The organism is Curtobacterium sp. GC_Cur_3 (assembly GCF_026544205.1).
Taxonomy (GTDB): Bacteria; Actinomycetota; Actinomycetes; order Actinomycetales; family Microbacteriaceae; genus Curtobacterium.
Map to the genome: position 1 here is coordinate 59784 of NZ_JALNUI010000005.1, position 16383 is coordinate 76166.

Genomic DNA, 16383 nt, shown 5'->3' on the forward strand with positions numbered 1-16383 from the left:
TCCCGTCCCTACTTCAGACCGGACGAGGCGAGCCCGTCGATCACGCGACGCTGGAGCACGATGAACATGATCAGCACCGGGGCCATGGCCATCAGGCTCGCGGCCATCAGCACCGGGTAGTTGACGGTGCGGTCGCTCGACAGCGTCGCGAGCCCGGCGGCCAGCGGCATCGACTCGGCACGGGTCGACACCACGAGGGGCCAGAGCAGCTCGTTCCACGACCAGAGCACGGTGGTGATCGCGAGGACGCTCATCGACGGGCGCGCCAGGGGCAGCATGATCCGCCAGAACGTCTGGAACGGGTTCGCGCCGTCCATGCGGGCGGCCTCCTCGAGCTCGGCCGGCATGTTCAGGAACGCCGTCCGCATCAGGAAGGTGCCGAACGCGCTGAACAGGCCGGGCGCGACGATGCCGGCGAGGGTGTCGAGCCAGCCGAGGCCCTGCACGATCTGGTACTGCGAGATGAGGTACACCTGCGACGGCACCAGCAGGATCGACAGCACGATCCCGAGGATGAGCCCGCGTCCCTTGAACCGCATGCGCGCGAACGCGTACCCGGCGAACGTGCAGAGGATGATCTGCGCGACGGTGCGGATCAGCGTGACCCAGACGGACGTCGCGAGCTGGCTCAGGAACGGCAGCCGCTCGAACACCTGCGCGAAGTTCTGCCACTGCAGCTGCCCCGGCCAGAACACCGGCGTCGGTGAGGTCACCTGCGCGTTGGTCGACAGCGCCATGATGATCTGCCAGATGAACGGGAACGCCATGACGAACCCGCCGACGCCGAGCACGACGTGGATCCACCAGTGGCTGCCCTGCCGCCGACGGGGGCGGGACCGGGTGCTGGTCCTGGCGCGGCTGGAGGCCTTGGTGGCGACGGCGGCCTTCGGGCCGCGCGCCTCGATGATGCCGGTCATGACTGGACCCACTTCTTCTGGACGCGGAACTGGATGACCGTGATGATGCCGATCAGCAGGAAGATGACCATCGCGATCGCGGCCGCGAAGCCCTTGTCACCGTCGACGAACCCGGAGTTGTAGAAGTAGAAGACGAGGGACATCGTCTTCGGGATCACCGGGTTCAGCGGCCCGAGGATCGCGTAGAGCAGGTCGAACAGCTGGAAGCTCGAGATCGTCGTGACGATGAGCACGAAGAAGATGCTCGGGCTGAGGAGCGGCACCGTGACCGAGTGGAACTGGCGCCACCGGCTGGCTCCGTCGAGCTCCGCGGCCTCGTAGAGCTCCGGCGGGATGTCCTTGAGGCCGGCGCCGAGGATGATCATCGAGAAGCCGAGCGAGGACCAGAGCCCGACCAGGGAGACGGCGACGAGCGCGAAGCCCGGGGTGGAGATCCAGTACGGGCCGTCGATGCCGAACACCTTGAGGAACGCGTTCACGATGCCGAAGTCACCGTTGAACATGATCCGCCACACCAGGGCGATCGCCGCCGGCATCGCCACGTAGGGCAGGAAGAAGAGCACGCGGTAGAACTGTGCGAAGCGCAGGCCCGGGGTGTTCAGCAGGCTCGCGAGCCACACCGCGATCGGGATGCCGACCAGGACGATCGCCGTGTAGATGATCGTGTTGAGCAGCGACTGGTACAGCTGGGGGTCGGAGACCAGGCGGACGTAGTTCGCGATCCCGGTGAAGCTCGAGCCGCCGAACACCCCCCAGCTGGTGAACGAGTAGTAGAACGTCTGGATGATCGGCCAGATGAAGAACGTGCCGACGCCGATGAGCAGCGGCAGGACGAACAGCCACGGCCAGAAGCCGTCGGTGCGCGGCGCTCCGGTGGCGCGCGGCGCCTTCGTCGTCGGGGGCGGGGACGCCTGTACGGCATCGCGTCGCTGAGTGTTGGTCGTCATCGGGTCGCTCCTCGGCCAGGGCGGTCGGATCGGGTGCTGCTGGTGGGACGGTGCGGGTGGGACGCGGGACGGTCGACCGGTCGGGGATCAGTCCCGACCTGTCGACCGGGTCCGTCACTCCTTGGCGAGTGCTGCGTCCATCTTGGTGGCCAGGTCCTTCGCGACCTGGTCGACCGGCTTCGAGCCGTCGAACGCGCTCGGGAGCAGGTTCGTCTCGAGGGTGTTCCACGCGGCGGTGTTCTTCGACACCGGCAGCGGCTTGGCGTACTTCACCGCGTCGAGGAAGACCTGCAGGTCGGCGTCCGGCATGGTCTTCGTGAAGGCGTCCTGCGTCCCGTTGTAGGCGGGGATGATCGCGCCCATGTCGCCCTGCTGCTGCTGGGCGGGCTTCGACGCCATGTAGGCCTGCAGTGCCTGCGCGGCGCCCTTGTTCTTCGAGGCCTCGGCCACGACGTTCGACACACCGTGGATGACCGTGGCCTGCTCCTTGCCCTTGGGCAGCGGGTAGGCGACGACGTCCTTCTCGATGTCGGTGCCGATCAGCGCGGAGCGGAACCAGCTGCCGCCCTGGTACATCGCGACCTTGCCGGACGTGAACCACTGGTCGGCCGTGGTGTCGGTCAGCTGCTGCATCGTGGGCGATGCACCGGACTTGATGAGGTCGGTCCAGTAGGCCAGCCCGGCCTCGGCCGCCTTCGAGTCGTACTCCGACTTCTTGCCGTCGACGACGGACCCACCGGCCTGGAAGATCGTGTCGTAGTACGTGGTCTGGCCGTCCATGCCCGCGGCGGCCCCGTAGGCGCCCTGGCTCTTCAGCTTCGCGGAGAGCTCGGCACCGGTCTTCTGGAAGTCGTCCCAGGTCCAGTCCTTGGACGGCATCGGGACGCCGGCCTGCTCGAACAGCGACTTGTTCATCCAGACGCCGATGGTGTCGAAGTCCTTCGGGACGCCGTACTGCTTGCCGTCGAGCGTGTAGAGCTTGTTGAGCGCCGAGGAGTAGTTCTTCGGGTCGATCGCGCCGGACTTGACCTCGTCGGTGATCGGGGCGAGCTTGCCGTTGCCTGCGTACAGCTGGAAGTTCGGGCCGTTCATCCAGAACAGGTCGGGCAGCGTGTTGCTCGAGCCCTGCGTCTGCAGCTTCGTGAAGTAGCTGGCGTACGGGGTGACGTCGACGTTGACCTTGATGTCGGGGTACTTCTCGTTGAAGCCCTTGATGTTGGCCTTGATCGCCTTCACCTGGTTCTGGTCCCAGACGGCGTACGTCAGGTTCGCCTTGGTGTCCTTCGCGACCTCGCCGGAGCCGCCGGCGCTGCCGGAGGACGAGGTGCTGCAGCCGGCGAGCAGCGCGACGGCGCTGACGGCGGCGGCGAGACCGAGCAGTGCGCGGCGTCGGCCGCGGCCCGGGCGGGCGGTGGGAGCGGTCATCGGGTGGTCCTTTCGGGAACGGAGGTGGTCGCGAAGTGCCGGAGGGTCGCCTCGGGCAGCGGTGGGACGTCGATGGGCTCGGACCCGTTGCGGAGCGACCGGGTGGCGAGGGCGCCGGTGGCGACCGCCGCGCGTGCCGCGAGGGGCGACAGGCTGGTCGGTTCGCCGAAGGCGACGGAGCGCAGGAACTCGGTCATGGTGAGCAGGTCGGCGTCGCTGTGGCCGTCCTCGACCCCGTCGATCGGGTACTCGACGTCGCCCTGGACGTCCCAGTTCCGTCGGTGGTTCCAGACCTTGACCACGCCGCCGCCGGTGTCGCCGATGTTCTCGAGGCGCCCGTGCGTCCCGATCACCGTGTAGTTCCGCCAGTAGTCCGGCGTGAAGTGGCACTGCTCGTAGCTGGCCTGCACGCCGTTGTCGAGCGTCATCATCACCATCGAGACGTCCTCGACGTCGACGACGGGGTTGAGCCCGGTCTGCTCGGCCGGCGGCCAGTTGTCGAACGAGAACCAGTCGGTCATCAGCTCGTCGCTGCGGTCGCGGCGGTCGGTCACGTCGCCGTAGACCGACAGCGAGCCCATGCCGACGACGCGGGTCGTGTACGCACCGGCGAGCGCGTGGATCACGTCGAGGTCGTGGCTGGCCTTCTGCAGGAGCAGCGAGTTGACCTTGGTGCGGTCGGCGTGCCAGTCCTTGAAGTAGTAGTCGCCGCCGTTGCCGACGAAGTGGCGGACCCAGACGGCCTTGACCTCGCCGATCTCGCCGCGTTCGATGACCTGGCGCATCAGGCGCACCACGGCCGCGTGCCGGAAGTTGTGCCCGACGTAGAGCGGGGTGCCGGTCTCGGCGGCGGTGTTGAGCACCGCGTCGGCGTCCTCGACCGTGATGGCGAGGGGCTTCTCGAGGTAGACGGCGATGCCCGCGCGGAGCAGGTCGGTCGCGATCTCGGCGTGGGTCCAGTCCGGCGTGGTGACGATGGCGGCGTCGACGAGCCCGGCGAGGGCCCGGTGGTCCTCCAGCACCTGCGCGTCGGGGTACTCGGCGTGCCCGCGCTCCCGCCCGGCGGCGGTGACGTCCACGACGGCCGTGACCCGGGCCTCCAGGTCGGTGGCGGACGCGACGGCGTCGGCGACGTGACGGGCGATGTACGACCGCTGACCCATCCCGATCACCGCGACGCGGAGGGCTTCGTTCGTGTTGACGGTCATCTCGCTCCCTTGCGTGATTGTGACGGCAATGATGCCAAATCGATCATGGATGCACAATATGCGATCACAGATCGCTCACGGAAGCGAGATGCAAGGGTTTTACACGCCGGTAACGTCCGGAGCGTTCCAGGACGTGGCAGGACGAGCCGGGAGGCTCGGGATCAGTCCGCGACGACGAGCTCCACGCCGGCAGCGGCGAGGTCGGACGCGAACGACGGCGGTACCGGCTGGTCGGTGACGAGGACGTCGATCCGGTCGAGCGGGCAGATCCGCGCGAACGTGGAGCGCTCGACCTTGGTGGAGTCGGCCACGACGATGACGCGACGCCCGACGGAGGCGAAGTGCCGGCTGACCTCGGCCTCGCCCTCGTGCATGGTGGTGGCGCCGTACTGCCCGGTGAGGCCGTCGACGCCGAGGACGACCACGTCGAGCGCGAACTCGTCGAGGGTGTCGCGCACCAGCGGCCCGATCAGCTCGTAGGACTGGCGACGGGCGACACCACCCGTGACCACGATCTTGACGTTCGCGCGGACGGACAGCTCGTACCCGATGTTCAGCGCGTTCGTGACGATGGTGATGCCGTACTCGCCGTCGGAGCGGATGAAGCGCTCGCTCTTGCCGAGTTCACGCGCCACCTCGGTCGTGGTCGTGCCGCCGTTCAGCCCGACGGTGTCGCCGGGGGCCACGAGCGCGGCCGTGGCACGGGCGATGGCGGTCTTCGCCTCGGCCTGCCGGGCGATCTTGTACTGCAGCGGCAGCTCGTACCCGGCGCCGAGCGCAGCGGCCCCGCCGTGGGTGCGTGTGACGAGGCGCTGGTCGGCGAGCGTGGCGAGGTCGCGGCGCGCGGTCGCCGCGGAGATCCCGAGCACGTCGCCGATCTCGGAGATCGACACGTTCCCCCGGTCGCTCACGAGCTCGAGCAGGGCGTTGAGCCGCTGTTGCGGAGTCATGGGGGCCATCCTACGGGCGCAGACCACCGTCGCTCTGATCGGAAATGACGTTTTGCCCTCGCTTCGAGCACGATCGCTCGCTATGCTCCCAACCACGTCGATCACACCGGATCGACCATGGATCGGAAGGCACCCATGACCGACACCTTCGTGAGCGAAGAGCTCGCGTCGCAGCCGGAGACGTGGCGCGCTGCCGCGGCCCTGCTGCCCTCGTTCGTCGACTCCCTCCCCCAGCCCGGAGAGCGTGTGGCCGTCGTCGGCTGCGGCACCAGCTGGTTCATCGCGATGAGCTACGCCGTCGCCCGCGAGCAGGCCGGGCTCGGCGTCACCGACGCCTTCGCCGGCTCGGAGTACCCGACCGGTCGCGAGTACGACCGCGTCGTCACCATCAGCCGTTCGGGCACGACGACCGAGATCGTCTCGCTGCTCGCCGCGCTGCCGACCCAGCGCACCGTGCTCATCACCGCGGTCCCCGACAGCCCCGCCGCTGCCGAGGCCGACGACGTCGTCGCGCTGCCCTTCGCCGACGAGCGCAGCGTCGTGCAGACCCGCTTCGCCACCACGACGCTCGCACTGCTGCGCGCGTCGATCGGCGACGACGTCGACGCCCTCGCCGCCCAGGCGGAGACCGCACTCACGCTCCCGATCGACGACCTGCTCGACGCCGAGCAGGTGTCCTTCGTCGGCCGTGGTGCCGCCGTGGGCCTGACGTTCGAGGCAGCGCTCAAGACGCGCGAGGCCGCGCAGTTCTGGGCCGAGTCGTACCCCGCGATGGACTACCGCCACGGGCCGATCGCCATCGCGCAGCCGGGCCGTCTGGTCTGGTCGCTCGGCGAGTCGCCCGAGGGCCTCGAGGACGAGGTCGCCGCCACCGGTGCCCGCTTCGTCCGGCACGAGCTCGACCCGATCGCCGGGCTCGTCGTCGTGCACCGGTTCGCCGTCGCCCTGGCCGAGCGCCGCGGTCTCGACCCGGACCACCCGCGGTCGCTGACCCGGTCGGTCATCCTCACCTGATGGGCTCGACGGGGCTGGTGCTCGGGGTCGACGTCGGCGGCACGGGCATCAAGGCCCGGGTCACCGACGCGGCAGGCACGGTGCTCGGCGAGCACCGCGTCCCGACCCCGCGTTCCGACCCCGACGCCGTGCAGCTCGCCGAGGTGGTCGCCGAGCTGGCGGCCACCGCGGCTGCTGCGTCCGGCGCGGCTCGCCTGGCGGCCGTCGGCGTGGTCGTGCCCGGAGTGGTCGACGAGGCCACCGGGGTGTCCGTGCTCGCCGTGAACCTCGGCTGGCAGGGCGTCCCCGTCCGCGAGCGCATCCACGCGGCACTCGTCGCCCGCGGTGTCGACGTCCCCGTGGCGTTCGGCCACGACGTGCGCGCCGGTGCCCTCGCCGAGACGCGCCCACTGCCCGGCTCGTCCCAGCCCCTCGACCGTGGGTCCGTCGGCTTCGTGCCCGTCGGCACCGGCCTCGCCAGTGCCCTGGTCGTCGACGGTGCCGTCGTGTCCGGTGGCGGATGGGCCGGCGAGATCGGACAGGTCCGCATCCAGCACGGCCCACACGCCGGGCTCCGTGTCGAGGAGATCGCCTCCGCGGGCGCCGTCGCCCGTCGTGCCGGCACGGCGTCCGCCCACGCGGCGATGCTCCGCGTCCAGCAGGGCGACCCCGTGGCGACCGCCGTGTGGCACGAGTGCGTCGACGTGCTCGGCGAGGCGATCGCCTGGATCACCGCCGTCGCCGGCTGTCACGCGGTCGTCGTCGGCGGCGGCCTGGCCGAGTCCGGCGCGATGCTGCTCGACCCCCTCCGTGCCGCCGTGGCCGATCGGCTCGTCGGGCTCCGTCCACCGACGCTCCTGCCCGCGCGCCACGGCGACGCCGCCGGGGCCATCGGTGCCGGGCTGCTCGCGCGGGAGCTCCTCGACCCACACGCACTGACCGGGAACCCGACGGGCGCCCGCGCATGACCGCCCGCGACCTCGTCGTCCCCGGGTTCGTCGACGTGCACGCGCACGGCGCCCTCGGCCACGACTTCGCCACCTGCTCCGCCGACGAGGCCCGCGCAGCCGTCGCCCACCACGCCGGCCGCGGGACCACCACGATGGTGGCCTCGATCGCCACCGGGACGCCCGACGCCACCGTGGCCGCACTCCGACGCCTCGGACCGCTCGTCGACGAGGGCGTGCTCGCCGGCCTGCACCTCGAGGGGCCCTGGCTGTCGCCGGCCCGCCGCGGTGCCCACGCCGCCGGACTCCTGCACGCCCCGACCCCCGCCGAGGTCGACGGGTACCTCGACGCCGCCGCGGGCACGCTCCGCATCGTGACGCTCGCCCCCGAGCTGCCCGGTGCGCTCGACGCCGTCGCACGACTGACCGCGGCGGGGGTCGTCGTCGCGATCGGCCACACGGACGCCGACGCCGACACGGTCACACGTGCCGTCGACGCCGGCGCACGACTCGTCACCCACGTCTTCAACGGCATGCCGCCGCTGCACCACCGCGCTCCCGGTCCGGTCGGGGTCGCCCTGACCGACCCGCGCCTGCACGTCGAGGCGATCGTCGACGGGCACCACCTCGACGACGTCACCGTGGACCTGGTCCGCCGCAGCACCGGGGACCGGATGGTCCTGGTGTCCGATGCGATGGCCGCCACCGGGTGCGCCGACGGGCGGTACCGGATCGCCGGGTCCGACGTCGTCGTCTCGGACGGGGTCGCGATGCTCGCCGACGGGTCCTCCCTGGCGGGCAGCACGAGCACCGTGCTCGACGGCTTCCTGCGCCTGCTGGCAGCGGGGACGCCGCTCGACGAGGCCGTCGACGCCAGCTCCGGGCGGGCGCTGGCGCTCCTCGGGCTGCCTGCCGACCCAGCCCGCATCGTCGTCGACACGACCACCGGCCGTGTCCGCCCGCACACCGAGTTGTCCGCATGATCGTCGTCGTCACCCCCAACCCCGCCGTCGACGTCACCTACCGCGTGGACGAGCAGCGCATCGGCACGACCCAGCGCGTCCGGTCCGTCGATCGACTGCCGGGCGGCAAGGGCCTCAACGTCGCGCGGGTCCTGGCCGGCGAGGGCATCGAGACGCACTCGGTCCTGCCGCTCGGCGGGTCGGCGGGCACCTGGGTCGCGGACGCCGTCGCCGCCCTCGGGCTCGACGCCACCGCCGTGCCGGTCCCCGGGGAGACGCGCACCACCGTGACGGTCGTCGACGACCGCGCGCACCCGACGATGTTCGGCGAGCCGGGCCCGTCCGTGCCACCCGCCGCCTGGCTCTCCGTGGACGACGCCGTCCGGGCGCTGCTCCCGACGGCCGACGCGCTCGTGGTCTCCGGCTCGCTGCCCGTCGGCACCGCCGCCGAGGTGGTCACCCCGTGGATCGCCGCCGCCGTCGGCTCGGGCGTGCTCGTCGTCGCCGACTGCTCGGGGCCTGCGCTCCTGGCCGCGGCCGACGCCGGCGCCACGGTCTGCAAGCCCAACCGCGAGGAGCTCGCCGAGGCCACGGGCCTCCCGGACGAACGCGACGGGGCCCTCGCGCTGCTCGACCGCGGCGCCGGCATGGTCGTCGTCTCGCGGGGCGCCGAGGGCATCGCTGCCCACACCCGCACCGAGGTCGTCGAGGTCGGAGCCGTCCCCGGCGTCACCGGCAACCCGACCGGAGCGGGCGACGCAGCCACCGCGGGCCTCGTCCTGGCGCTCACGCGGGACGCCACCGACGTCCCCTCCGCCCTCCGCACCGCCGCCGCGTTCGGCGCCGCCGCCGTCCTGCGCCCCGTCGCCGGCGAGGTCGACCGCGCCGCCGTCCACCGATTCCTGTCCGACACCGAACCGACCCGGAGCACCGCATGACCATCGACCTCGCCCTCACCGGACTGCTCGACACGGCCCGCTCGACGCGCCACGGCGTCGGTGCCTTCAACGTCGTCCTGCTCGAGCACGCCGAGGCGATCGTCGCCGGCGCCGAGCTCGCCGGCCTGCCCGTCATCCTGCAGATCAGCGAGAACTGCGTCCGCTACCACGGCGGCCTCGCCCCGATCACGACCGCGACCCAGGCGATCGCCCGCGCGGCCGACGTCGAGGTCCTCGTGCACCTCGACCACATCGAGGACGTCGACCTGGTCGCCGAGGGCATCGCGCTCGGCGTCGACTCGATCATGTACGACGGCTCGCACCTGGACTACGACGCCAACGTCGCCGCCACCGCGGTCCTGGCCGAACGCTGCCACCGCGCCGGCATCGCGCTCGAGGCCGAGCTGGGCGAGGTCGGCGGCAAGGACGGCGTGCACGCGCCAGGAGTCCGCACCGACCCGACGGACGCGGCGGCCTTCGTCGCGGCGACCGGCGTCGACGCCCTGGCCGTGGCCGTGGGCACCTCGCACGCGATGCAGACACGGGAGGCATCAGTGGACCGGGACCTCGTCGCCCGCCTGCGCGACACCGTGCCGGTGCCGCTCGTGCTGCACGGGTCGTCGGGTCTGTCGGACGAGGAGCTGCAGGGCGCCGTCCGCGCGGGCATGACGAAGGTCAACATCTCCACGCACCTGAACGGGCTGTTCACCCGGGCGCTCCGCGCGGTGCTCGAGGAGCGACCGGACGTCGTCGACCCACGGAAGTACGTCGCCGCGGGGCGGGACGCGATCACGGCCGAGACGAGCCGCCTGCTGACCCTGCTCGCCACGGCCTGACGAGCACCGGAGCGACGAGCACCGGCGCGCTTCCCGCGCCGCCGCTCGACGTCAGCCCTTCGTCCGGCTGTGCCAGATCATCGTCGTGCTCTTCCGCAGCACCAGGTCGCCGTTGGTCATCATCCGCAGGGTGACCTTCGCGCCGCCGGACTTGGACGTCCCCGACGCCCACGCCTGCTTGCCGAACCGGTCCCAGAGCACCAGGTTGCCGTTCGACTCCATGCGCAGCGACGCACCGGCTCCACGGCCGCTGACCGCGAGCGCCGTCCGGGTGCCGAGCACCACGCGCATCTGCCCGTCAGAACGGACCGTGAGCCGCCGGTGGCCCGTCGTGTCGTACAGGTTCTGACCCGGCACGAGTGATGCCCCGGTCACCATCTGGTCGGCCCCGGGTGCGCCGTTGCGCCAGAGCACCGTGGTGCCCACCGAGACCCGGACGTCACCGCCGTCGGTGACGGAGAGCACGGGGGTGCCGGCCGCGCTGGTCTTCGTCGTGGTCCAGACCACCGCGCCCGAGGCCGTCCGGACACTGAGCACGCCGTTCGTCCCGAGCGACAGGGTGTTCCCCGTGCCCGGGGTCTTCGTGGACCACAGCACGCGGCCGTTGCCCCACTCGACGAGGTTGCCGTCGCGCTGCAGATCCAGCCAGTACTGCCCGTTCGGCGAGTGGATCGAGGTCCCCGACGGCACGGTGCTGCTCGACGCCGTGATCGTGGTCGGCGTGGCACCGGCGACGGACGGTCCGGCCGCCGGCGGGCACGAGGCCGCGACGGGCAGGAGTGGCCCGAGCGTCGACCACCGCGGGGTGCCGAGACCGGTCGCCAGGTCGTGGCCGGCGGTGGCCTTCCACGTGCCGTTCGACCCGGTCGTCACGTCGCGGAACGCCGACGGGTTGCCGTAGAGCACGGCGTGCAGGTCACCGACGCCCGCAGCGCACCCCCGGGCGGAGAGCGCCGTGGCGAGCTGCCCGGCGACGATCGGCGAGGCGAGGCTCGTCCCGCCGCCGTACACGAAGCCGTGCGCCGTGCCGAGGTAGATGCCGGGACCGGTCTCCGGGTCGGCGACCGCGGCGATGTCCGGGACCCGACGCTGCGTGCCGCTGATGCCCGCACCCGTCTGCCAGGCGGGACGCGGGGTGACCGACGAGGTCCCGCCGCCGCCGGCGCCGTACTGGTTCGACCACCCGCTCTCGCTGAAGCCCGACCCCGACCGCTTCAGGCTGGTGCCACCGACGGCGACCACGGCGGCCGAGGACGCCGGGTACGAGACGTCCCGGATCGCCGTGCGCGGCCCGGTCGGGCACTGCGCACCGTCGTCACCGGTCGCGGCGAAGACCGTCGCGCCGGCGGCGACGATCCGGTCGAGCGCGTCGTCGAGCGCCGCGCGGGCGCCACCGGACATGAGCGACTCGCAGCCGCCCCACGAGATGCTCACCGCGGTGATGCCGGCGGGACCGACCTCGTCCGCGATCTGGCTGTACGCCTGGTACATGCCCTGGAACGTGTTCGGCGCGACGTAGACGCGCTGGCGGGCTCCCGGTGCCACGGCGAGCAGCGCCTCCTGGTCGAGCGCGACCTCGGTCTCACCACCGGTGCCGTCGGGACGGTGCACGTCGGCGCCGGCCACGGCCACCTGGTCGACCGCCGGGACAGGGCGCCCCACGGCGGCCGCGTAGGCGGCGAGGTCGTTGCGGTCCCAGCCGGAGAACTGCACGGTGGCGATCGTCGCCCCGGCCCCTGCGGTGGCGCTCGTCGAAGAGGCGTACGCCGACGCGATGTCGGCCGGCGCGTAGCCGGCCGGCACGGCAGCGTGCGACACGGCCGGCCGGGTGTCCAGGCCCAGGACGCCGGTCACCGCGCCGCCGAGGACGCCCGAGAGCACCGGTTCGGACGCCGGGTGCATCCCGTCGCCGGTGCCGAGGAGCTCGACACCGAACACGGCCTCGGCCTGCGCGGCGGTGCCACGGGCCTCCACCTGCCAGGTGTCGAGGTCGGTGACGGTGAACCCGGCCGTGGTGAGCGCCGCACGCACCGTGGCGCGGTCGTCGGTCTCCGGTGCGACCTCGGCGACGGCGTCGGCGCGCTCGTCCGTCGTGGCGCCGGTCGTCGTGGTCGGCAGGGCACGCAGTGCGGCCTGGTCGGTGGGGCGGAGGACGACCGTCAGGTCGACGACCTCGCCGTCGGGCGTCGCACCCGTGGTCGGGTCCGTCGACGTGGGCAGCGTCTGCTCGGGTGCGACCCGGACCGGTGTCGGCGCGGTGGCCGACGCGCTCGCGGCCGGGACGGCGACACCGACGACGGCGAACGCCGTGACGATGGCCGCAGCGGTCAGCAGGGACGGGGTACGAGGGGGCATCGGTGGTCGCTCCGTGACTCGGGACGGTGCCCGGTCCGTGGGCGCCGGCCCCCCGATGACGTCAGGGGGACGGTGCACGCTACCCCGGGAACGGCCCTCGGGTCCGCCCCCAGTTGTGGAGCACGCGGCCGTCCGACGGGTGGTGACGGGCGGACGGGAGGCTCGGCGTACCCCCGGTGGGCACGTCCGGTCAGCAGAGGGGGACGTTCACCGCGAGCCCGCCCATGGCGGTCTCCTTGTACTTGGTGGACATGTCGGCGCCGGTCTGCCGCATGGTCTCGACGACCTGGTCGAGCGACACGTGGTGCACGCCGTCACCCCGGAGTGCCATCCGCGCGGCGTTGACGGCCTTGTTCGCCGCGATGGCGTTGCGCTCGATGCACGGGATCTGCACGAGTCCGCCGATCGGGTCGCAGGTCAGTCCGAGGTTGTGCTCCATCGCGATCTCGGCGGCGTTCTCGACCTGCTCGGGCGTCCCCCCGAGGAGTTCGGCGAGCCCGGCGGCGGCCATCGACGCGGCCGAACCGACCTCGCCCTGGCAGCCGACCTCGGCGCCGGAGATCGACGCGCGTTCCTTGTAGATCGACCCGATCGCCCCGGCGGTGAGCAGGAACCGGACCACGGCGTCGTCGCGGCGGTCGGCGGTGATCGTCGGCACGTAGGTCAGCGCGTAGAAGAGCACGGCGGGGATGATGCCGGCGGCGCCGTTGGTCGGGGCCGTGACGACCCGTCCGCCCGACGCGTTCTCCTCGTTCACGGCCATCGCGGTCAGGTTCGTCCACTCCATCGCGAAGAGCGGGTCGTGGCCGGGGTCGTCGCGGGTGAGCTGCTCGAACCAGTTCGCTGCCCGGCGCCGTACCTCGAGCCCACCCGGCAGCGTGCCCGACCGTCGGACGCTGCGGTCGACGCAGGACTCCATCACGGCGTGGATCTCGAGCAGGCCCCGACGGACCTCGTCCTCGGTCCTGGTGGCGGTCTCGTTCGCCATCGCGATGCCGCTGAGGGGCAGGCCGGTCGCGGCGCACGCGGCGAGCAGTTCCGCGCCGCTGGAGAACGGGTACGGCACGGTGTCGTCGACCGGGATCGCGGCCTCGGCCACGTCGGCCGGTGCGTCGTCGCCGTCGCGGGTGATGAACCCGCCGCCGACGGAGTAGTAGGTCTCGACGGCGAGCTGGCTCCCGGTGTCGTCGAAGGCCCGGAGCCGCAGCGCGTTCGGGTGCCGGGGCAGCATCGTCAGCGGGTGCTGGACGATGTCCCCGAGCCGGAACGGGACGACCTGCCCGCCCGAGAGGCGCAGCGTGCCGGTGCGCTCGAGGTCCTCGAGCGACTGCGCCATCGCGTCGGGGTCGACCGACTCGGGCAGCTCCCCGGTGAGTCCCGCTGCGACGGCCCCGAGCGTGCCGTGGCCCTGGCCGGTGGACGCGAGCGAGCCGTACAGGTCGACGCGGATCGTCAGGACCGGCAGCGGTGCGACGCGCTCGGCGAACTCGGCTGCGGCCCGCATGGGCCCCACGGTGTGCGAGCTCGACGGGCCGACACCGATGCTGAACAGATCGAAGACGGAGACCGGCACGTCCGCCACCCTAACCCGTCCGGACGGAGCACCTCCCCGCCGGCGCGAGACACCGGCGTCTCGGCGGGACACCGGTGTCTCGGGCGCGCGCACAGCCGGTGAGATCGCACTTCGTGTCGGGTCGACCGACGCCGAGGCGACACGAAGTGCGATCTCACGGGCACCGTCAGCGGCGGCGGGCGCCCTCGGCCGGCATCACGATCCACAGCACCACGTAGGTGATCCACAGCGGGCCGGGGAACAGGCTCAGGATGATCCAGGCGACGCGGACGAACAACCGCGACCAGCCGAAACGGTCGGCCAGTCCGGCGCAGACACCCGCGAGGACACGGCCGGAACGAGGACGCATGAGTGAGGTCATGCGGACGACGCTACGGCGTCCGACCGGCTGACGACAGACGGATCGCCCCCGGGTGCCGGGTGGGGTTGCCCCCACCCGTCGTGTCAGGGGATCAGGACGATCTTGCCGCGGGTGTGGCCCTGTTCGAGCTCCTCGTAGGCGTCCTGCACGCGGTCGAGCGGGTAGGTGGCGGCGACGGGCACCTCGATCTCACCGTCGGCGACCATCCGGGCGAGCGCCCCGAGGATCTCCGGGTCGGCGGTGTCGACACTGCCGGAGGTCTTCGCGCCGACCTCGGCCGCGGCCTCGTACGCGATGACCGTCTCGATGCGGTCGGCGGGGATCCCGAGCGCGATGCCGAGGCGCACGTACTCGGCGCCGTGCGTGTCGATGAGGGCGTCGATGCCGTTCGTCGCGAGCTCCTGGATGCGCTCCTGCAGTCCGTCGCCGTAGGCCACGGGGCGGGCGCCCTTGGACGCGAGCCACTCGTGGTTGGCCTCGGACGCGACGGCGATGACGTCGATGCCCTCGTTCGTCAGGAGCTGCGTGACGAAGCCACCGACGCCGCCAGCGGCACCGGAGACCACGACGGTCTCCCCGGCGCGGGGGTCGACCGCACGCACGGCAGCGGCCGCGGTGGTGGCGACGACGTCGAGTCCGCCCGCGACGTTCCAGTCGAGCAGGCGGGGCTTCTGGACGACCTGGCCGGCCGGCACGGAGACGTACTCGGCGTGGCTCGCGCGGTCCCACGACCAGCCGATGACCTCTTCGCGCTCGTCCACGCCGTCGACGCCCTCGCCGACCGCGACGACGATGCCGGCGAAGTCGGTGCCCTGGCCGGAGGGCAGCTTCGACGGGTCCTCCCCGTCGAACAGGCCCTGGCGGATCGCGGACTCCCCCGGGTTGATCCCGGCGGCGCGCACGCGCACGAGCACCCGACCGGGCTCGACCGGTGGCACGGGGACCTCGTCGACACGGAGGACGCTCCGGTCTCCCCACTGGTCGAAGCGGACGGCTCGCATGGTCTCAGGCAGATCGCTCATCGTCCGCGACCCTACGCTGCTCCCCCGTCCTCGTGCGTGAGCGACATCCAGTGGACCGCTCCATCGCTGTCCTCGTGGGAGACTGGCCGCATGCCCATCCTCCACAAGGACATGCAGGTGTGCATGTCGCTCGCGGCCCGTCCGAGCAACATCGGCACCCGGTTCCACAACTACCTGTACGACGAGCTCGGGCTGCAGTTCATCTACAAGGCGTTCACGACGACCGACCTGCCGGGTGCCGTCGCGGGCATCCGGGCGCTCGGCATCCGCGGCTGCTCCGTGTCGATGCCGTTCAAGGAGGCGATCATCCCGCTCGTCGACACCATCGAGGCCTCGGCCGCCGCGATCCAGTCCGTCAACACGGTCGTGAACGACGACGGCGTCCTCACGGCGTCGAACACCGACTACGAAGCCGTCGCCGCACTCCTCGCCTCGCACGACGTCGACCCGGCGGCCCGCGTGCTGCTGCGCGGCTCCGGCGGCATGGCGAAGGCGGTCACGGCGGCGTTCCGCGGCGCCGGCTTCGACCACCTGACCGTGGTCGCCCGCAACGAGGACACCGGCCCGGCCCTGGCCGAGCAGTACGACTACGCGTGGGCGCGGACCGAGGCGGACGCCGGCGACGCCGACCTGCTCGTCAACGTCACGCCGCTCGGCATGGACGGCGACCAGGCAGAGACCCTCGCCTTCGACCAGGCCCGCATCGACGCGGCCCACACGGTCTTCGACGTGGTCGCCTTCCCGTCGGAGACCCCGCTGGTGCGCGCCGGCCGAGCGGCCGACAAGCACGTCATCACGGGCGCCGAGGTCATCGCCCTGCAGGCGGCCCGCCAGTTCGAGCGGTACACGGGCATCGCCCTGACCGACGACCAGGTGCGGCGCGCGAGCGAGTTCAGCCGGGCCGTGTAGCCGGCCAGGAGACGGACTGGAGGCCCGTCACCAGCTGGTG

At 72.1% G+C, this 16383-nt stretch carries 15 protein-coding genes; 6 read left to right on the forward strand and 9 right to left on the reverse strand.

Annotated features, from left to right (window positions below; genetic code table 11):
- Positions 1-8 precede the first annotated feature (8 nt).
- The 5 genes from OXR63_RS03755 to OXR63_RS03775 all read right to left on the reverse strand — a co-directional run bounded on the left by OXR63_RS03755 (position 9) and on the right by OXR63_RS03775 (position 5447).
- Positions 9-917 (reverse strand): carbohydrate ABC transporter permease, encoded by a 909-nt coding sequence (locus OXR63_RS03755; protein WP_267420169.1) that lies wholly within the window; start codon positions 915-917, stop codon positions 9-11.
- On the reverse strand, positions 914-1864 hold the full coding sequence (locus OXR63_RS03760) for a carbohydrate ABC transporter permease (RefSeq protein WP_267420170.1): 951 nt from the start codon (positions 1862-1864) through the stop codon (positions 914-916). The genes OXR63_RS03755 and OXR63_RS03760 overlap by 4 nt, the downstream gene beginning before the upstream one ends.
- Before the next feature lie 114 nt (positions 1865-1978).
- Positions 1979-3289 (reverse strand): ABC transporter substrate-binding protein, encoded by a 1311-nt coding sequence (locus tag OXR63_RS03765; protein ID WP_267420171.1) that lies wholly within the window; start codon positions 3287-3289, stop codon positions 1979-1981.
- The gene (locus tag OXR63_RS03770; RefSeq protein WP_267420172.1) at positions 3286-4497 is read right to left on the reverse strand and encodes a Gfo/Idh/MocA family protein; all 1212 of its coding nucleotides are present in this window, start codon (positions 4495-4497) and stop codon (positions 3286-3288) included. The genes OXR63_RS03765 and OXR63_RS03770 overlap by 4 nt, the downstream gene beginning before the upstream one ends.
- Before the next feature lie 161 nt (positions 4498-4658).
- A complete protein-coding gene (locus OXR63_RS03775; protein WP_267420173.1) occupies positions 4659-5447 on the reverse strand; it encodes a DeoR/GlpR family DNA-binding transcription regulator in 789 nt (262 codons plus the stop codon).
- A gap of 135 nt (positions 5448-5582) precedes the next feature.
- On the opposite strand from OXR63_RS03775, the gene OXR63_RS03780 reads away from it, so the two are divergent.
- Genes OXR63_RS03780 through OXR63_RS03800 form a run of 5 tightly spaced genes read left to right on the forward strand, consistent with a single transcriptional unit; the run spans position 5583 to position 10123 of the window.
- Positions 5583-6461, forward strand: a complete 879-nt coding sequence (locus OXR63_RS03780) for an SIS domain-containing protein (RefSeq protein WP_267420174.1) — start codon at positions 5583-5585, stop codon at positions 6459-6461.
- Entirely contained in the window at positions 6461-7408 is a 948-nt protein-coding gene (locus tag OXR63_RS03785) for an ROK family protein (protein ID WP_267420175.1), read from the forward strand. The genes OXR63_RS03780 and OXR63_RS03785 overlap by 1 nt, the downstream gene beginning before the upstream one ends.
- The gene (locus OXR63_RS03790) at positions 7405-8370 is read left to right on the forward strand and encodes an N-acetylglucosamine-6-phosphate deacetylase (RefSeq protein WP_267420176.1); all 966 of its coding nucleotides are present in this window, start codon (positions 7405-7407) and stop codon (positions 8368-8370) included. Before OXR63_RS03785 ends, OXR63_RS03790 begins: the two co-directional genes overlap by 4 nt.
- The gene (locus OXR63_RS03795) at positions 8367-9287 is read left to right on the forward strand and encodes a 1-phosphofructokinase family hexose kinase (protein ID WP_267420177.1); all 921 of its coding nucleotides are present in this window, start codon (positions 8367-8369) and stop codon (positions 9285-9287) included. Before OXR63_RS03790 ends, OXR63_RS03795 begins: the two co-directional genes overlap by 4 nt.
- A complete protein-coding gene (locus tag OXR63_RS03800; RefSeq protein WP_267420178.1) occupies positions 9284-10123 on the forward strand; it encodes a class II fructose-bisphosphate aldolase in 840 nt (279 codons plus the stop codon). The genes OXR63_RS03795 and OXR63_RS03800 overlap by 4 nt, the downstream gene beginning before the upstream one ends.
- A gap of 51 nt (positions 10124-10174) precedes the next feature.
- Here the strand turns inward: OXR63_RS03800 and OXR63_RS03805 are convergent, their stop codons facing one another.
- From OXR63_RS03805 to OXR63_RS03820, 4 genes are all read right to left on the reverse strand, one after another.
- Positions 10175-12478 (reverse strand): S8 family serine peptidase, encoded by a 2304-nt coding sequence (locus tag OXR63_RS03805; protein ID WP_267420179.1) that lies wholly within the window; start codon positions 12476-12478, stop codon positions 10175-10177.
- 190 nt (positions 12479-12668) lie between these two features.
- The gene (locus OXR63_RS03810) at positions 12669-14051 is read right to left on the reverse strand and encodes an L-serine ammonia-lyase (RefSeq protein ID WP_267420181.1); all 1383 of its coding nucleotides are present in this window, start codon (positions 14049-14051) and stop codon (positions 12669-12671) included.
- Positions 14052-14217: 166 nt separating this feature from the next.
- Entirely contained in the window at positions 14218-14412 is a 195-nt protein-coding gene (locus OXR63_RS03815) for a PspC domain-containing protein (RefSeq protein ID WP_267420183.1), read from the reverse strand.
- 83 nt (positions 14413-14495) lie between these two features.
- Positions 14496-15434, reverse strand: a complete 939-nt coding sequence (locus OXR63_RS03820; protein WP_267420185.1) for an NADP-dependent oxidoreductase — start codon at positions 15432-15434, stop codon at positions 14496-14498.
- Between the two features lie 90 nt (positions 15435-15524).
- Between OXR63_RS03820 and OXR63_RS03825 the strand changes: the two genes are divergently transcribed.
- Positions 15525-16343: a shikimate 5-dehydrogenase gene (locus OXR63_RS03825; RefSeq protein ID WP_267420187.1), complete on the forward strand. Its 819-nt coding sequence runs from the start codon at positions 15525-15527 to the stop codon at positions 16341-16343.
- Positions 16344-16383 lie beyond the last annotated feature (40 nt).

Coding starts and splice junctions, on each gene's coding strand:
- OXR63_RS03795 (WP_267420177.1), top strand. CDS start 8,367: ATGATCGTCGTCGTCACCCCCAACCCCGCCGTCGACGTCACCTACCGC.
- OXR63_RS03825 (WP_267420187.1), top strand. CDS start 15,525: ATGCCCATCCTCCACAAGGACATGCAGGTGTGCATGTCGCTCGCGGCC.
- OXR63_RS03755 (WP_267420169.1), bottom strand. CDS start 917: ATGACCGGCATCATCGAGGCGCGCGGCCCGAAGGCCGCCGTCGCCACC.
- OXR63_RS03775 (WP_267420173.1), bottom strand. CDS start 5,447: ATGACTCCGCAACAGCGGCTCAACGCCCTGCTCGAGCTCGTGAGCGAC.
- OXR63_RS03800 (WP_267420178.1), top strand. CDS start 9,284: ATGACCATCGACCTCGCCCTCACCGGACTGCTCGACACGGCCCGCTCG.
- OXR63_RS03815 (WP_267420183.1), bottom strand. CDS start 14,412: ATGACCTCACTCATGCGTCCTCGTTCCGGCCGTGTCCTCGCGGGTGTC.
- OXR63_RS03760 (WP_267420170.1), bottom strand. CDS start 1,864: ATGACGACCAACACTCAGCGACGCGATGCCGTACAGGCGTCCCCGCCC.
- OXR63_RS03785 (WP_267420175.1), top strand. CDS start 6,461: ATGGGCTCGACGGGGCTGGTGCTCGGGGTCGACGTCGGCGGCACGGGC.
- OXR63_RS03820 (WP_267420185.1), bottom strand. CDS start 15,434: ATGAGCGATCTGCCTGAGACCATGCGAGCCGTCCGCTTCGACCAGTGG.
- OXR63_RS03770 (WP_267420172.1), bottom strand. CDS start 4,497: ATGACCGTCAACACGAACGAAGCCCTCCGCGTCGCGGTGATCGGGATG.
- OXR63_RS03765 (WP_267420171.1), bottom strand. CDS start 3,289: ATGACCGCTCCCACCGCCCGCCCGGGCCGCGGCCGACGCCGCGCACTG.
- OXR63_RS03805 (WP_267420179.1), bottom strand. CDS start 12,478: ATGCCCCCTCGTACCCCGTCCCTGCTGACCGCTGCGGCCATCGTCACG.
- OXR63_RS03780 (WP_267420174.1), top strand. CDS start 5,583: ATGACCGACACCTTCGTGAGCGAAGAGCTCGCGTCGCAGCCGGAGACG.
- OXR63_RS03790 (WP_267420176.1), top strand. CDS start 7,405: ATGACCGCCCGCGACCTCGTCGTCCCCGGGTTCGTCGACGTGCACGCG.